The following is a 16,056-nucleotide window of genomic DNA, read 5'->3' as shown; positions in this document are numbered from 1 at the left end:
CTAAATCTCTCTAGAGAGTATTCCCTATAGAAGAGGGTTTGCTTTTCTATAAGGAGTACTTTAATCTTGCGTGAAATAATGAGAGAAAATAAAAGTATTTCATGGCAAAAATACAAACATCCCTTTCTGGTAAATACCTTATCATCCGTCTTTTACGAGAGAATTTTCGTAAACATGTGTACTGGTATAGTGCAGCCATTGTTGCAATGATCATCATTGCATTGGCCACTGCAATTAGTGCATGGATGATGCGTGATATCGTCAATCATATTATTGATGGACACAGTTTTAACATGATTGTTTTCATCTCTAGCGTTTTTGCATTTATTTTTATTCTCAAAGGGGTTGCAACTTTTGCTCAAACCTATTGTCTGAGTAAAGCAGGCAATAGTATCATTGCCGAACAACAGCGTAAAATTTACGCACGTCTTATGAAGCAAGGCGTTTCTTTTTATCAAAATAATGCTTCATCTGATCTTCTTGTTCGTGTAACCCATAATGCAACAGCAGCTCGTAATATCATCGATATAATTATTACAACTTTTGTGCGTGATTTACTCTCTGTCATTGGCCTTTTGGTTGTTATGTTTATTCAAAATTTTACGTTAATCGCCATTACCTTAACAGTAGGACCTCTTGCATTTTTAGGAGTTCGAATGGCTTTAAAACGTATTCGTGGCCTTATGGAAAAAGAACTTCTCTCATTAGGTGAAATTATCAAAGTTATGCAAGAAACTGCTGTTGGTATTCACGTAATTAAAGCTTTTTCGTTAGAAGAGTTGATGAAAAAACGCATGAATAAAGCTATTTGTGATGTTGAAAAACAAGCAAATAGTATTGCAATGCTTGAAGCTGCTACACATCCAATCATGGAAACGCTTGCCGGCATCGCAATTGCAGTTATTATTTGTTTTTCCGGCTATCTTGCAACCCAGCGTGCTGGTGTTCAAGGTGAATTAATGTCGTTTCTTGTAGCTTTGCTCCTCATTTATGAACCTGCTAAACGATTGGCAAATGTGCGTGTCAAAATTGAATCTGGTTTGGTCAGCATTCGTACAATGTTCGAAATACTTGATTATCCACTTACTGTTATAGAACATAAAGAAGCTAAAGACTTTAATAAAACACACTGCTCTATTCGTTTTGAAAATGTTTCTTTTGCTTATATGGATGATCAAACAGTCTTAAACGACATTAACCTGGAAATAGAAGCAGGAAAAATGACAGCATTGGTGGGGCCATCTGGTTCAGGTAAATCAACCCTTATCAATCTTATCATGCGCCTTTATGACCCTACACAAGGATCTATATTCATTAATGATCAAGACATTCGCTTCATCACATTTCATTCCCTTCGAAACCTCATAGCTTATGTAGGGCAGGACACTTTTTTGTTTCAAGGAACTATTAAATATAATATCGGGCTTGGAAAAAAAGGTGCCAACAACAATGATATTATAAAAGCAGCAAAAGCAGCCAATGCTCATGACTTTATTATGGATTTGCCCCAAGGTTATGATACACAAGTGGGCGAGAATGGGAATAATCTTTCAGGAGGTCAAAAACAGCGTATCGCTATTGCCCGTGCAATACTTCATGACAGTAAAATCCTGATTTTTGATGAAGCTACAAGTGCATTAGATTCACACGCTGAGGCTCAAATTAATGAGACAATTCAAAACCTTACTAAAAAGTGTACAATTCTTGTGATTGCTCACCGTCTTTCAACAATTGCGCATGCTGATAAAATTATTGTAATACAAAATGGGCAATTAGTTGAACAAGGTACTCAGATAGAATTGTTAGCAAAGAAAAAAGGCCTTTATAAAAAGCTTCATAATACTCAATTTAAAAAGCAAGAGTTTTAGGCGACTAGCTTTTAAAAATTTTGTATTTAATACTCTCTTTCATAAAACAAACCAAAACTGGAATTGTTTTCATTTCCTATAGCACCTTTTGCCTTGAGATGGCGTGAAATATCTAAATCAATTGTTCCTTTTGTTGTGCCATCTAACCCTGCCTCAAAACCCAAATAAATATTATCGCGAACATAACGCCCAACACGTAAACCGGTATTGCCATTTTCATCAACAATAACGTCAAGATCATCAAGACCAACCTTAGCACGTAAAGTATTCAATAAAGATGTATTAGAAGCACCAGCAAGCTCAGCTACAGCTGCTGCAAGTTGAGCAATTTGAAATGGCGATAATTCATTAAGAGAGCGCTTAAAAATCAAACGTGCTAATACTTCATCTTGCGGTAAAACAGGTTGTGACTCAAATTGAATATCAAGGTTATCAATAGTTCCACTCACTGTTACAGTAACATGAATGTCGCCATTATTACTGTTAGTAACAAAATAAACAGTTGGATTGAGATTGCCACTAAAACTTACCTGTCCTTTATCAAAATTGAGACGTTGTGATAGAATATCAAACCGTCCACGAATCATCTGAAGCTCTCCAACTGGATGTACATCATGTAACGGACCTGTTAAACTAATACGTCCCCCCAACTCAGCATCCAAACCTCGACCACGAACAAAAATTTGGTTGTGTGCATTAATTTGCATATTTAATTGCACAACAGAAGAAGGTTCTTTAGAAATATTATGATTGCTTCTGTAAGCTTTAGCATCAGCACGTTCAAGCGTTTTTAGAATTAATTTAGTTAAATTATGATGTCTAATATCAAGGAATGTTGCATTTCGAAAATGATCAGGAATAAGAATTTCAGCCTTTTCAACTGTAACTTCACCATCAATAACAAGATTGCTCAACAAATGACCAGTCATTGTTGTTTTGCCTGTTAGCGTCGCAAAAATCATAGATCTATCATTATAATTGATACGGTCGAGGTGAATAGATAAATCTGTTTGCAGATCTGTAGAAATACGGCCTGAAACAGAAACAGATCCCTCACCAGATGAACGAGCAGAAGCATGCTCTAAAATTATATGATCGCCATTCAATTTGGCTTTAAGCATTATATTGCTTAGCTCCAAATTTGTTTGCGAATCAAAAAAACCACCATTTACTATCGAAAAAGATCCTATCAACTGTGGCTGAGACAATGTTCCATTTAAAACAGCATCAATTTTTGCTATTCCTGTTATATGCGCACCACGTTTTGCTAAAAATTGATCAACAAAAGCAAGAGGCATTACACCTTTAACACTCAGTTCAGTTGGTGAATTATCCAAAGAAAGACGCCCATTTACAAAAAGATCCAAATCTTTAGATCCAGTCGCTGTTATATGCTGAATATGAAGTGTTGATTTTTCATAAAAACCACGAGCATTTATATTAATTAATGATGCATTCTTATGAAGCATAGAATTGATTGTTAAATTTTGACTAGAAAATTCAAAATGCGCAGATGGATCCTTCAATGTCCCCCCAATATCGACCTTACCAGTTACCTCTCCTCTCAAAGCTTGCCCTTCAATAAAACCGTTAAACAAAAGCGCAGATAAATTTTTCAAATCAATATGAAGATCAAGTTCGCCTTTATCTAAAGATACAGTTCCTTGTGTTTGCGCTTGCAACCCTTCTCCAGCTAAATTCGCCCCTAAAGTAAAAGTTTTATCTATCACCTTACCACTAGCAGAAAACATAAAAGGTTTTATCTTTCTCTCTTGGAGAGCTGCAATTGTCAGCTCATAACCTTTTATATCATAGGTCACATCAGGATTTTCAAAACGACCATGAATCATAATTTGCCCTGACAAAGTACCAACCGCACCAAGATCCGGTTTCCATAGGTTAGCTAAAGCTACAGGAATAGCATTCATAGTCAGATGCAAATTTAAAACATCTTGAAGAGTACCATTAAGCACAATCTTACCTTGATCGACAATAAATCCTAATTCACTTATTGTTATCCCGTTCTCACCAAAAATGATTGTTGCTGGAGTGAATAATTTTGCATGAAAATTGGAGTATTTTATATCCATAGCGTCGAATTGGATTTTTTGTTCATCGGTCAATAGTCCTGCCGTAATCATACGACCAGAAAACTGCGTATTTGTATTGTTAGGTAATACCGCCTGAATATTAAAAACCGTTCGCTCACTGTTACCATCAGCGTGAAATTTTAAACGATCGGCCACCATAAATGATGTTTGAACACGCTCTGCATTGACAAAACCTTTAAATTGTATCGCATTGAAAGGGTTGAATATATCAGCCTGCACTGCTAATTTTTTGATTTCATTTTTTGCAAATATTAAATGATCACTCTTGATGCTCAGATTAGTTTTTTGCTTACCCTTGTGTTCATCAAAAACAAATTCTCCTCTTACTTTTCCGCTACCTTTTTGCGAAAACAACGCAGCAAACGTTGAGATATCGTCAACGTCAATATCCAAAGTTCCCTTTATAAAACCTTCAAAAGTTTGAAAAAGATCACCTGTTATTTTTGTAGACGCTCCTTCAATATTGATATCCTTAAGCTTCCAAATACGGTTGAAATTTTCAAAAGAAGCAGACAATTGTAACGGTTGTTGAGCAAAAATCCCGTTACCTTCTACAAAGCCAGTTACATTAGAAGAAACCGATGTATTATCCACCAATGCATTGACATTTAATATTGTATTTTGAAGCTTTTTACCCATAAAAAGCGCCTCAGTAATATCAGCGTGCGTACTGATCATTATAAGACTATTGTGTCCTCTAGCAGCACCCTGTATAGTGATCGCACCCTCCATCCTTGGGTCTAACATGGTAAGGTTAGATATTTGAGCATAAACATCCATCTCAGCACTCACATTTGAAAGATGTCCATTAGCCGTTACACTGGCATAGTCATTTTTCAACCGCAAATGATGTAAAATTAAGCCCTTCGTGTTTCGAGCAACATTACCTGAAAGGGCAAGCTTTCCTTTTAATAAAGAATCAACAGCCTTAGTACCTATCATCACGTTATCAGCAGCTCCTGACAACTCAAGATCAAAAGCGCTACCAAGTAAACTCATACTCCCTTTGGCTTTAACATCTGCATTCCCAGACATTGGTTGCCCAATTAACACACCCAGAGGTGTTAATGTTTGTGCTTTTAAACCAAGATCCCCTTTAAAAACAAAACGATTTACTTCTCCCTTTAACCAAGCAGAAAAACTTTGAGCCACAATACTAAAATCATGAACTAATATCGGTTTTCCAGAGACAACATCTGTATCTATATGGAGATGAATCGTTTGATCTAGACCATCTTCAAATGCATTCTTAGTATTTGCAACTCCCTGAAGAGTACCATTAACCTGAATGCCAACATGACGAGTAGCTGGATCATCCAGATTTTCGCTCACACCCCCCATATCAAAAATTGCATCACGAATATGAATATTTTCATTGCTCAAATGATGTACAATAAGCCGACCTTTCCAGGTTTGTTGATCTTGGCGACCATAATCAATGGTTAAAGTCAAATTATTCACATGTGTTTGACCTTCTGGCAATAAACGAGCAGATTCATTTGCTTGATCAAAACCTATATTGCCATCAACAAAAAGACGCCGTAAAAATCCATCGGCTGTTATCTCTGCATTAGCTACAACATTAATTGCTTTACCTTGAACAACCATATGATCAAGGCGTGTGATACCCTCTTTTGTTATCACCGCCTCTATTCCCAATGTTACATTAGATTCAAAAAGGTTGCGATATTGAGAAGGCATTAAAAGGCCAATTGTACCTGCCAACTGCGCAGAAAGGCTATGACCATCTAAAACCCTTGCAAGAACAATATTGCCATTTAAAATAGGTTGGCGATCAACTTCTGCCCGAAGTGCAACAACTAAGTCATCAAAGGTACCATCACCTTTAATGACAAGATTTAACGCAGGCCGTTTCTCAATATTAAAGACATTAGCCAATATACCATTTTGCGGCTCGTTAGCGGTAATATCAATTTGAGCTATACGGCTTTTTTTGGATATCTTTGTTAAAATAGAAAAATAACCTGATGCATCTAAACGATGAGCCTTTACATTAGCATCAACAGCTGCATTGGTTAAAGCTAAACGTCCTTCTAATGATACATCAGAAGAAAGACCAAAAAGATTTTGTCCAAAGGTCACCTGTTCAGCCTTAAACATATTGACAGAAATAGACATAAGTAATTTGGGAATGGAAAACTGATCACCTTCTAAAAAAGAAACAGATGTAGAACTGTATGGTTTGCGTAAAAACGTAACGTGTCCTACCAAAAGCTCGTTAACCTCAATACGCCCCCTTAACAACGCTAAACGATTCCAATTTATTTTCGCATTGGTAATGGTAAGCCAAACACCTTTATGATCACTTACTGTAATGGCATCAATCGATGGTTCAGACGATAATATTCCTTGTATATGATGCAAACGAATTTGACGATTAGGCGTTGAAAGTTTGTGTTCAATAAAAGAAACAAACCATGAACGCTCACCTCCTATTATGTTTTTAAAAGGTGAATCACCTTTCTGTATAAAAACAAAAAAGCTTATTACAAGAAAAGAAAATCCAAATAAGAAGGCAAAAAAACGCAATATTTTTTTCATTAGAATGCTTGCCCTATACCCACATAAAAACCTACACGTGGATCACCTTTCTCCCGCTTAAGAGGCCAAGCCAAATCAAACCGTAAAGGACCAAGACCTGTCATGTAACGTCCCCCAATGCCTACCCCCCATTTAATATCTTGCGAAAAATCAAAATATGCCTTCTCCCTCACAAAACCACCATCTATAAAGCTGACCAATCCTATTGTATCATTGACAGAAAAACGTAATTCAGCTGAACCTTCAACAAGTGCATGCCCACCAATAATAGCATCATTTTTCGCCTTTATGCCAATATTGTGATAAGCATAACCACGAACAGACCCTCCACCACCAGCAAAAAAAAGCATATCTGAAGGCAACTTCGCTTTATCGCTGCCAATAATTGTACCAAGTTTTGTTCGTGTTGCAAAAACAAAACGGTCGTGTTCATCAAGCACCCAATAAGAACGACCTTCTATTGTTATTTTCGTCACAAAATCATTAGCATGCGCTTCATATAATGGTTCAATTATCGTTTCACCATACAAACCTTTTGTCGCATTGAACTTATTATCACGGCTATCATAAATCAAACCATTCTGTAACCCAACCATCGTAAAATTACGGCTCCCAAGATAATCATCATGCGACTGACCATTAGAAACTACCACAGCAAATTGCCCGGATAAATTATCATTAAAAATATGGGTAAGACCAAACTTTCCTCTGATAGCTTGTGTTGTGTAATTATCTAAGCTATCTCGCTGCATTTTTAATTCTGTTTCAAAGTCTGTGTCAGGAGTGATTATACCAGGCTTTGTTAATGTCGTTCCAAAAAGATAATTAAAATTCTTTGGATTATAAGATTTTGTTTTATAATCGCCAATACCACTTATTTTAGTTTCAATTTTAAGGCGCTCTGCACGGCCAAAAAGATTATTATGCATCCAATAAGCTTCAAAACCAGCGCCATCTAATGTTGAATAGCTACCACCAACACCAAAACGTCGTGGTTTACGTTCCTCTAAAACGAGCGTTAGGGGTAAACTTCCATCAGGGTTAATTGCATCAGCCTCTTGTATATTGACAGCACGAAAAACATCAAGCCGCGCAAGCCGTTTATTAGCTTTAGCTAATGCATCAGAATCATATTGCTGACCTGGTTTTAATGCTGTTATCCATTTAACATAATCTGAATCTATGCGTGGTTGTTCACTCACATTACGCACACTTAAAGAACCATAATAAGCTTTTTGCCCAGGATCAGTTATAATTTGCGCATCAATAAGGTGCGTAGTGTGATCAGCAACCACATCACGGCTCATAATGTTAACTTTAGCATGTCCATGTCGACGCCACCCTTCAATTACCCATCGTTCTGCCTTAAAAATAGTTTCAGATTTTGCAACAGCCCCAATCTTATAACCCAACTCTTCAACTGAAGGCATTGAATTTGTTTTTTTTATAAGTGGAGCAGCCTGTGTGATACTTGCAGCACTAAAAACATACTGTGGCCCAGCATCAACTGTAATAACAATGGTAGATTGAACTGGCAATTGAGTCATAGGAGACAAATCAGCAACTTCCAGACCATTAATCTTAATACTAATAACACCCCCGTAACGTCCATCAGCATAAAGAGCAGAAAGAATGGCTTGGTAATTTGAACGAGCTTTAGCCAACAAACCAGAAGAACTGGAAACTGCTTTATCTTGATCAGCAACAAGAGAAGATACGTCTTTAACTATTTGAGCCCCTATTTGTGGTGCACCTTGTGGTACAACAACTTCAACTTGATAAAATCTTTCCGTACCACTCATATCCCCTGAAGAAAGATTTGGCTTTTTTTTACCCCACAAATGAATGCCAAAAAGCTCAAACGCTGCAAGCGATTGCGGAAAAACAAAAACTAAACATAAGCCCACAAATATGCTGTATATAGTTTTTGATTTCGATGAAACTTTTTTCTGACATATTACCAAATCAGATACTCTTAAAATAAATATTCTATAGTATGTTTTTTATACATAACATCTAAAAAGAAAATAAATATGTCTGTTTTTTAAATTCTTCACGCATTTGATTATATCAAACAATATTTTATGGTGATATCATATCATTTTCCTGTGTTTATAAGCCTATGATATTATAAAAACAAATAGTCTCCTTTTTCTTTTTTTAAACATCCTTATTAGCTCATTCTATAATATCTTGAGCCGTAATGTTACCATAGTTAAATTTATGTAAATCCCCATCTGTAACTACGCCATAAAACTTGTATATATTTATTTATATGTACAAATAAATTGCTCCATCAAAAACATCACACACAGACCCTGCTTGATTTTTATAGGCAGATATGATTGTTTTTTCGCAATCAAAAAAAGGGGGAGACTTATGGTCGCGCGTGTTACAACAATTGCTTTTCGTGGTTTAGAAGCAATCCCTGTTGATGTGCAGGTTATGATTGCTCCTGGTAGGATAGGAATGGCTATTGTTGGATTGGCAGATAAAGCTATCGCAGAAAGCCGTGAACGTGTGCAAGCAGCCCTGCATGCTTGTGGACTTTCCATGCCCAATAAACGAGTTACGATTAATCTTGCACCAGCTGATTTACCTAAAGAAGGTTCACATTATGATCTTCCTATTGCAATAGGCTTAATGCTCGCTATGGGACTTCTTCCCCCTCAAATAGCACAGGACTATATCATTTTAGGAGAATTATCACTGGATGGCTCTATTACTGCTGTCAACGGGGTTTTACCAACCGCAATGACAGCTTTATCACTTAATAAAGGATTAATTTGTCCCCACCAATGCGGACCTGAAGCTGCATGGGCAAATGCAGATATGGATATTCTCGCACCCGATACACTTCTTGCTATTGTCAACCACTTTAAAGGAACACAAATCCTAAAGCGTCCACAACCACGCCAATACACAATCCAAACTGAGTTACCAGACCTTTGTGAGATTAAAGGACAAAAAGCCGCCAAACGTGCTTTAGAAGTATGCGCAGCTGGACGGCATAACCTTTTATTTGTAGGTCCTCCTGGCGCAGGAAAATCTATGTTGGCTCAATGCTTACCTTCTATTTTACCGCCTCTTGATAGCCGTGAGCTTTTAGATGTTTGTTTGATCGCCTCTATTACTGGAGAAACAGTACACAATACCATTTCACGCCACCGTCCCTTTCGCTCTCCTCATCATTCTGCTTCCATGGCAGCAATAATTGGTGGTGGACTCAAAGGAAAACCAGGAGAAGTAACACTTGCGCATAATGGCGTTTTATTTCTCGATGAATTGCCTGAATTTTCTCCACAAGTCCTTGATTCTCTTCGCCAACCCTTAGAAAGTGGAGAATGTATTGTTGCCCGCGCTAATCACCATATTAATTATCCCGCTCGCATCCAACTCATTGCTGCAATGAATCCTTGTCGATGTGGCATGGCAGGCGAAGAAGGCCATGTTTGTGCTAAAGGTCCACGCTGTCAGAGCGATTATCAAGCTCGTATTTCTAACCCTTTACTCGATCGTATTGACTTACGCATTTGTGTGCCAGCCCTAACAGCTATGGATCTCATGCAACCAGAACAGTCCGAAAAAAGCTGTGACGTTGCAAAACGCGTTGCACGAACCCGTGTTATTCAAGCCAAACGTTTTGCAAAATTGGGCCTTGGTCATATTCGCACCAACGGTGATTGCCCTGGCAAAATTATTGAACAAATTGCTATTCCAGATCAAAGTGCGACCACATTGCTACAAGATATTAGTGAAAAAATGTGCTTTTCTGCACGCGCTTATCACCGTATCCTCAAAGTTGCACGTACTATCGCTGATCTTGATGAAGCAGATCAACTTTCACGCCATCATCTTGCAGAAGCCATTTCCTATCGATTAAACAATGAAAAATTAACAACTATTGGTTAAAGAAGTTATTTCGTCAATAAAAATGAATCGGCAAATAATATAAACAAAACCTTATTAATTTATTATCATTTCCAAATATTTTAAGAATATAACTTAAGTGCATTAATTAATTTTGCATTTTTTGCAAAAACATTCCGCATTTTTCTCTCTGACAACTGTAAAACTACACAAGTAGCGCCCAATAAAATAAAACAATCAACTTATTAGGTCATTCAGCCATTAAGATTAAGGTTCATAATCATCAAAAAATATTGTTTTCTTCTAGCTATAAGCTTGATCAAAATAGTGAGCGTTTTTATAAGCTAAAATGTCTGATGTTTTCTAAAATTGTCAGAAAAAACATAATAATTCATACATTTATCCAGAACACATGGGAGGTAGGAATGTAAATCTCATTGTAAATGTTTTTGAAGCATAAACACAAAGAAAAGCGATCCTTAAGTATAGAAAATATCATCAAACCTTCCTGTTCTTCTTTTAATCAAATAAATGCAAAAAATAAAGATTTAACACCATTTACGTATGGAAAAATTAATCCACCTAATTATAGAGTAACAAATGTTGAATATATACTTGATATACGGTAAATGTTTTAATGCAATCATATTGTAAATAACACATTAGAATACTAAACCTGAACAGAGCCAATAAAATATTGATATCAAAACAGAAATGGATTGACTTATGAGTGATGAAACAACCTCATCATCAAATAGTGAGTATGGTGCCGCTTCCATCAAAGTTCTCAAAGGTCTTGATGCTGTACGTAAACGCCCCGGCATGTATATCGGTGATACTGATGATGGTTCCGGTTTGCACCACATGGTTTACGAAGTTGTAGACAACGCTATTGATGAAGCTTTAGCTGGTCATGCTACCCTTGTAAATGTCACGCTTCATGCCGATGGATCTTGTTCTGTTCGTGATAATGGGCGTGGAATTCCAACTGATATTCACCCAACAGAAGGCGTTTCAGCAGCTGAAGTCATTATGACACAACTTCATGCTGGTGGAAAATTTGATCAAAATTCTTATAAAGTGTCAGGAGGATTACACGGCGTTGGTGTCTCTGTTGTCAATGCGCTTTCCGTTTGGTTGCGACTACAAATTAAACGTAATGGCAAAATCCATGAAATGTCGTTTACTCGTGGAGTGGCCGATTCTCCACTTAAAATTGTTGGCGATTGTGATACAGAAAGTGGAACAGAAATTAGCTTTTTACCAAGCTCTGAAATCTTTACCAAAACTAAATTTGATTTCGAAACTCTAGAACGTCGTTTGCGAGAGTTAGCTTTTTTAAATTCTGGTGTGCATATTCTTCTCACAGACCAACGTCATGCTGATGTTCAATCAGTAAAGTTACACTATGATGGTGGGTTAATTGAGTTTGTAAAATATATTGACCAGTCTAAAAAAGTGCTCATTGATAATCCTATTTACATTACAAATGAAAAGGATGGGATGAGTGTAGAGGTTGCTTTATGGTGGAATGATTCCTACCATGAAAAAGTATTATGTTTTACCAATAATATTCCGCAACGTGATGGAGGAACTCACCTAGCAGGCTTTCGCAGTGCCTTAACACGCCAAATCAATGGTTATGCTGAATCTTCAGGTATTACAAAAAAAGAAAAGGTCAACTTAACTGGTGATGATTGTCGTGAAGGATTAACAGCTATTCTTTCAGTCAAAGTTCCTGATCCAAAATTTTCCTCACAAACAAAGGATAAATTGGTTTCTTCTGAAGTACGTCCTATTGTTGAAAATTTAGTAAATGAGGGTCTTTCAGCATGGCTAGAAGAACACCCTAATGAAGCGAAAATTCTCATCAGTAAAGTAGTAGAAGCTGCAGCAGCCCGTGAAGCAGCGCGTAAAGCACGTGAGCTCACACGGCGAAAGGGAGCTCTTGACATTACTTCACTTCCAGGAAAGCTTGCTGATTGTCAAGAACGTGATCCCACAAAATCAGAAATTTTTATCGTTGAGGGAGATTCAGCTGGTGGTTCAGCTAAAAGTGGGCGTTCACGTCAAAATCAAGCGATTTTACCTTTGCGTGGTAAAATTCTTAATGTCGAACGAGCGCGTTTTGACCGAATGCTCTCATCTGAAATGATTGGTACACTTATCACCGCTCTTGGAACTTCTATTGGTAAAGATGAATTCTCGCCCGATAAATTACGTTATCATAAAATCATCATTATGACAGATGCGGATGTCGATGGGGCCCATATTCGTACTTTGCTTCTCACTTTCTTCTTTAGACAAATGCCTGAATTGATTGAGCGTGGTCACCTTTATATTGCTCAGCCACCTCTTTATAAAGTATCACGTGGTAAGTCTTTTCAATATATTAAAAATGAAACAGCATTTGAAGAATTTTTGATCGATGCAGGATTGGAAGATACGGCATTAGAATTATCAACAGGTGAGATTCGTACAGGCGCTGATTTACGCCAACTTGTTCAAGATGCTTGTTTGTTACGCCAACTTTTAAATGGTCTTCATACCCGTTATGACCGCAATATTGTTGAGCAAGCAGCAATTGCTGGTGTTTTTAACTCTGAAGCTTTTGCAACACCAGAGAAAACCCAAAAAACAATAGATAATGTCGTGCACCGCCTTGACTTAATTGCTGATGATATGGAACGTGGTTGGAGTGGGTATAGCACACCAGATGGAGGTTTGTGTTTTGAGCGCATTTTACGCGGTGTTAAAGAGGCTGTTGTGCTTGATACAGGGCTTATAAATTCAGCAGATGCACGTCAAATTGATCGTGTTTGTCAAAATCTCACAGAAATATATAATCCTCCCACTCTTCTGCGTCGCAAAGATAAATCAGAGCATATTTTTGGACCAATGAGCTTATTAGAAAGTATCTTTGTAAACGGTAAAAAAGGCATCACTCTACAGCGTTATAAAGGTCTTGGAGAAATGAATGCTGAACAGCTTTGGGAAACAACCCTTGATCCTGATGCGCGCTCTCTTTTACAAGTTAAAATCAATGATGCAACTGACGCAGATTCTCTCTTTTCCCGTTTAATGGGTGATGAGGTTGAACCACGGCGAGTTTTTATTCAAAATAATGCTCTAAGTGTTGCCAATCTTGATATCTAAAAGTACTTTTTTGTTTTAAACTTAAGCGCCATGGGTTTTGCGTATTACTTTTTTGTATGTGAGAATTTTCTCTATTCTTCATTTACATAAAAGAAAAATAAGAAAGGTCGTCACATATGCCAACTGAAATGAAACGCGTAGGGGCTGACGGTGGCATGGAATATTCTTTTGGTTTCACAAAAGTTGATGAAATGCAAAAGCAATCTATGGTCGATGATGTATTTCATTCTGTTGCGACAAACTACGACAAAATGAATGACATTATGTCTCTTGGGCTGCACCGTATGTGGAAAAATTCCATGGTTGCATGGCTCTCTCCACCAGCGATTTCTGGCTGGAAAATTCTTGATGTAGCTGGTGGCACGGGTGATATCGCTTTTCGTATTCTCAATGCTTCACACAAACAAGTTCACGCTACAGTACTTGATATTAATAATTCGATGCTCAACATTGGCAAAGAGCGTGCGCATAAAAATGGTCTTGCTCCTTTTATTGATTTTGTTGAAGCCAATGCAGAAGATCTTCCTTTTGAAAATCAAAGCTTTGATGCTTATACAATTGCTTTTGGAATTCGCAATGTGCCACATATTGATAAAGCTCTCAAAGAGGCTTTGCGTGTTTTAAAACCGGGCGGGCGTTTTTTATGTTTAGAGTTTTCAAATGTCGAAATGCCTTTTCTTGATAAAATTTATGATCTTTGGTCTTTTCATGCCATTCCCCAACTTGGTCAACTCATTACTGGTGATGGCGATGCTTATCGCTATTTGGTTGAATCCATTCGTAAATTTCCCAAACAAGATGATTTTGCCCATATGATTAGTCGTGCAGGTTTCTCGCGAGTATCATATCGTAACCTCACCGGTGCTATTGCAGCATTACATTCAGGCTGGAAGATCTGAAAAATGGTACAAATTTCCGCTTATTTCCAACTTATGCGCGCAGGATGGATTTTAGCGCGCGAGGGTGTTCTTAGTGCTCTTCCCAGAGAAGGTCTTCATGGCCCTTTAGCGACATGTCACCATATAGCAAGAATTTTAGCACGGCGTAAAACAAAAAAGAAGCACCGATCTGAAAATATGTCACACGCCATTAATAAACTTGGCCCCTCTTATATTAAGCTTGGTCAATTTCTTGCCACCCGACCTGACATTGTAGGGCGTGATATTGCTAAAGATCTGGCACAGCTACAAGACTGTGTCCAAACATTTCCTTGTACTGCAGCTATTGCCCAAATTGAAAGTTCGCTAGGTCGCCCTATGGATGATTTATTCATAGACTTTTGCCCACCTATTGCTGCTGCTTCTGTTGCTCAAGTTCACCCAGCTGAATATTATGATGAAACAGGTCATAAAAAAAAATGTGCTGTTAAAGTTATCCGCCCCAATATCAGAACTCGTTTTGCCAAAGATCTTAAAAGTTTCTACCTTATTGCCCGTTTGCAGGAGCGTTATATCCCCGCTTCTCGACGTTTACGCCCTGTTCGTGTTGTTGAAACTCTGGCACAAACTACCCGCATTGAAATGGATTTACGCTTAGAAGCAGCTGCTCTATCAGAAATGGCTGAAAATATTCAAAATGATGTAGGTTTTCGGGTGCCTCTTGTTGATTGGGAAAGAACAGGGCGCGATGTTTTAACGATGGAATGGATTGATGGCATAAAAATGTCTAATATTCCAGCACTTAAAGAAGCAGGTTTTGATTTAAAAAATCTAGCAACCACGCTTATTCAATCTTTCCTTCGCCACACATTACGGGATGGTTTTTTTCATGCTGACATGCATCCTGGTAATTTATTTGTAGATCAACAAGGGTGTATTGTTGCAGTTGATTTAGGAATTACAGGGCGGCTTAGTAAAAAAGAAAAATATTTCCTCGCTGAAATTCTTTATGGTTTTATTACTCGTGATTACTATCGAGTGGCACGCGCCCACTTTGAAGCAGGATATGTACCACCTCATCACAGTATTGAAAGTTTTGCTCAAGCCAACCGAGCTATTGGTGAGCCCATTCACGGACAATCAGCACAAAGCATTTCCATGGCTAAATTACTCACGCTTTTGTTTGAAGTTACTGAATTATTTGACATGAAAACTCGACCTGAACTTTTGTTACTGCAAAAAACTATGATTGTTGTAGAAGGTGTAGCTCGCACATTGGACCCAGCTTTTAACATGTGGAAAGCCTCTGAACCCGTTGTTAAAGAATGGATTGGCAAAAATTTAGGACCTATGGGACTTATCCAAGATTTTAATGAGGGAGCACAAGCACTGTTTTCACTAGCACGTCAAACACCAAAATTAGTGAAAAACTTTCAACGTATAGAAGAAAATCTCAACCAAATGACAAAAACAGGACTGTATCTTTCCCCCCCCACCTTTAAGCACTTTGTTTTAGAACAAAATCGCAATTACCGTTATAGCCGTTATAATTTATTTATCACGACCCTTTGTCTCATTATTCTAGGCTTTTTTCTTTTTCATTTTTTCTAA

7 protein-coding genes are annotated in these 16,056 nt (G+C 37.6%); 5 read left to right on the top strand and 2 right to left on the bottom strand.

Translation table 11 applies throughout. The annotated features are described in order from the left end of the window. Positions 1-101: 101 nt before the first annotated feature. Positions 102-1,868 (top strand): ABC transporter ATP-binding protein, encoded by a 1,767-nt coding sequence (locus BscR1v2_RS00210; protein ID WP_078689302.1) that lies wholly within the window; start codon positions 102-104, stop codon positions 1,866-1,868. A gap of 26 nt (positions 1,869-1,894) precedes the next feature. Here the strand turns inward: BscR1v2_RS00210 and BscR1v2_RS00205 are convergent, their stop codons facing one another. Next, on the bottom strand, positions 1,895-6,541 hold the full coding sequence (locus BscR1v2_RS00205) for a translocation/assembly module TamB domain-containing protein (RefSeq protein ID WP_078689301.1): 4,647 nt from the start codon (positions 6,539-6,541) through the stop codon (positions 1,895-1,897). Then, positions 6,541-8,448 carry an autotransporter assembly complex protein TamA gene (locus BscR1v2_RS00200; protein ID WP_236829003.1) on the bottom strand — a complete coding sequence of 636 codons (1,908 nt, stop codon included), beginning with the start codon at positions 8,446-8,448 and terminating at the stop codon, positions 6,541-6,543. The genes BscR1v2_RS00205 and BscR1v2_RS00200 overlap by 1 nt, the downstream gene beginning before the upstream one ends. Positions 8,449-8,920: 472 nt before the next feature. Between BscR1v2_RS00200 and BscR1v2_RS00195 the strand changes: the two genes are divergently transcribed. The 4 genes from BscR1v2_RS00195 to ubiB all read left to right on the top strand — a co-directional run bounded on the left by BscR1v2_RS00195 (position 8,921) and on the right by ubiB (position 16,056). Next, complete coding sequence (locus BscR1v2_RS00195) at positions 8,921-10,453, top strand: YifB family Mg chelatase-like AAA ATPase (RefSeq protein ID WP_078689299.1); 1,533 nt, start codon at positions 8,921-8,923, stop codon at positions 10,451-10,453. A 684-nt stretch (positions 10,454-11,137) separates the two neighbouring features. Beyond that, entirely contained in the window at positions 11,138-13,567 is a 2,430-nt protein-coding gene (gene gyrB, locus BscR1v2_RS00185; RefSeq protein ID WP_078689297.1) for a DNA topoisomerase (ATP-hydrolyzing) subunit B, read from the top strand. Between the two features lie 116 nt (positions 13,568-13,683). Next, the gene (ubiE, locus tag BscR1v2_RS00180; RefSeq protein WP_078689296.1) at positions 13,684-14,466 is read left to right on the top strand and encodes a bifunctional demethylmenaquinone methyltransferase/2-methoxy-6-polyprenyl-1,4-benzoquinol methylase UbiE; all 783 of its coding nucleotides are present in this window, start codon (positions 13,684-13,686) and stop codon (positions 14,464-14,466) included. A 3-nt stretch (positions 14,467-14,469) separates the two neighbouring features. After that, complete coding sequence (ubiB, locus tag BscR1v2_RS00175) at positions 14,470-16,056, top strand: 2-polyprenylphenol 6-hydroxylase (RefSeq protein WP_078689295.1); 1,587 nt, start codon at positions 14,470-14,472, stop codon at positions 16,054-16,056.

The sequence above is a fragment of the Bartonella schoenbuchensis R1 genome, from assembly GCF_002022685.1.
Lineage (GTDB): Bacteria > Pseudomonadota > Alphaproteobacteria > Rhizobiales > Rhizobiaceae > Bartonella > Bartonella schoenbuchensis.
Note: the sequence above shows the minus strand (reverse complement) of the source record. Positions and strands in the feature narration are given on the sequence as shown.

What these genes read in the sequence shown, in the direction of transcription:
- BscR1v2_RS00195 (WP_078689299.1), top strand. Translation starts at nt 8,921, where the DNA reads ATGGTCGCGCGTGTTACAACAATTGCTTTTCGTGGTTTAGAAGCAATC.
- ubiB (WP_078689295.1), top strand. Translation starts at nt 14,470, where the DNA reads ATGGTACAAATTTCCGCTTATTTCCAACTTATGCGCGCAGGATGGATT.
- BscR1v2_RS00205 (WP_078689301.1), bottom strand. Translation starts at nt 6,541, where the DNA reads ATGAAAAAAATATTGCGTTTTTTTGCCTTCTTATTTGGATTTTCTTTT.
- ubiE (WP_078689296.1), top strand. Translation starts at nt 13,684, where the DNA reads ATGCCAACTGAAATGAAACGCGTAGGGGCTGACGGTGGCATGGAATAT.
- BscR1v2_RS00210 (WP_078689302.1), top strand. Translation starts at nt 102, where the DNA reads ATGGCAAAAATACAAACATCCCTTTCTGGTAAATACCTTATCATCCGT.
- gyrB (WP_078689297.1), top strand. Translation starts at nt 11,138, where the DNA reads ATGAGTGATGAAACAACCTCATCATCAAATAGTGAGTATGGTGCCGCT.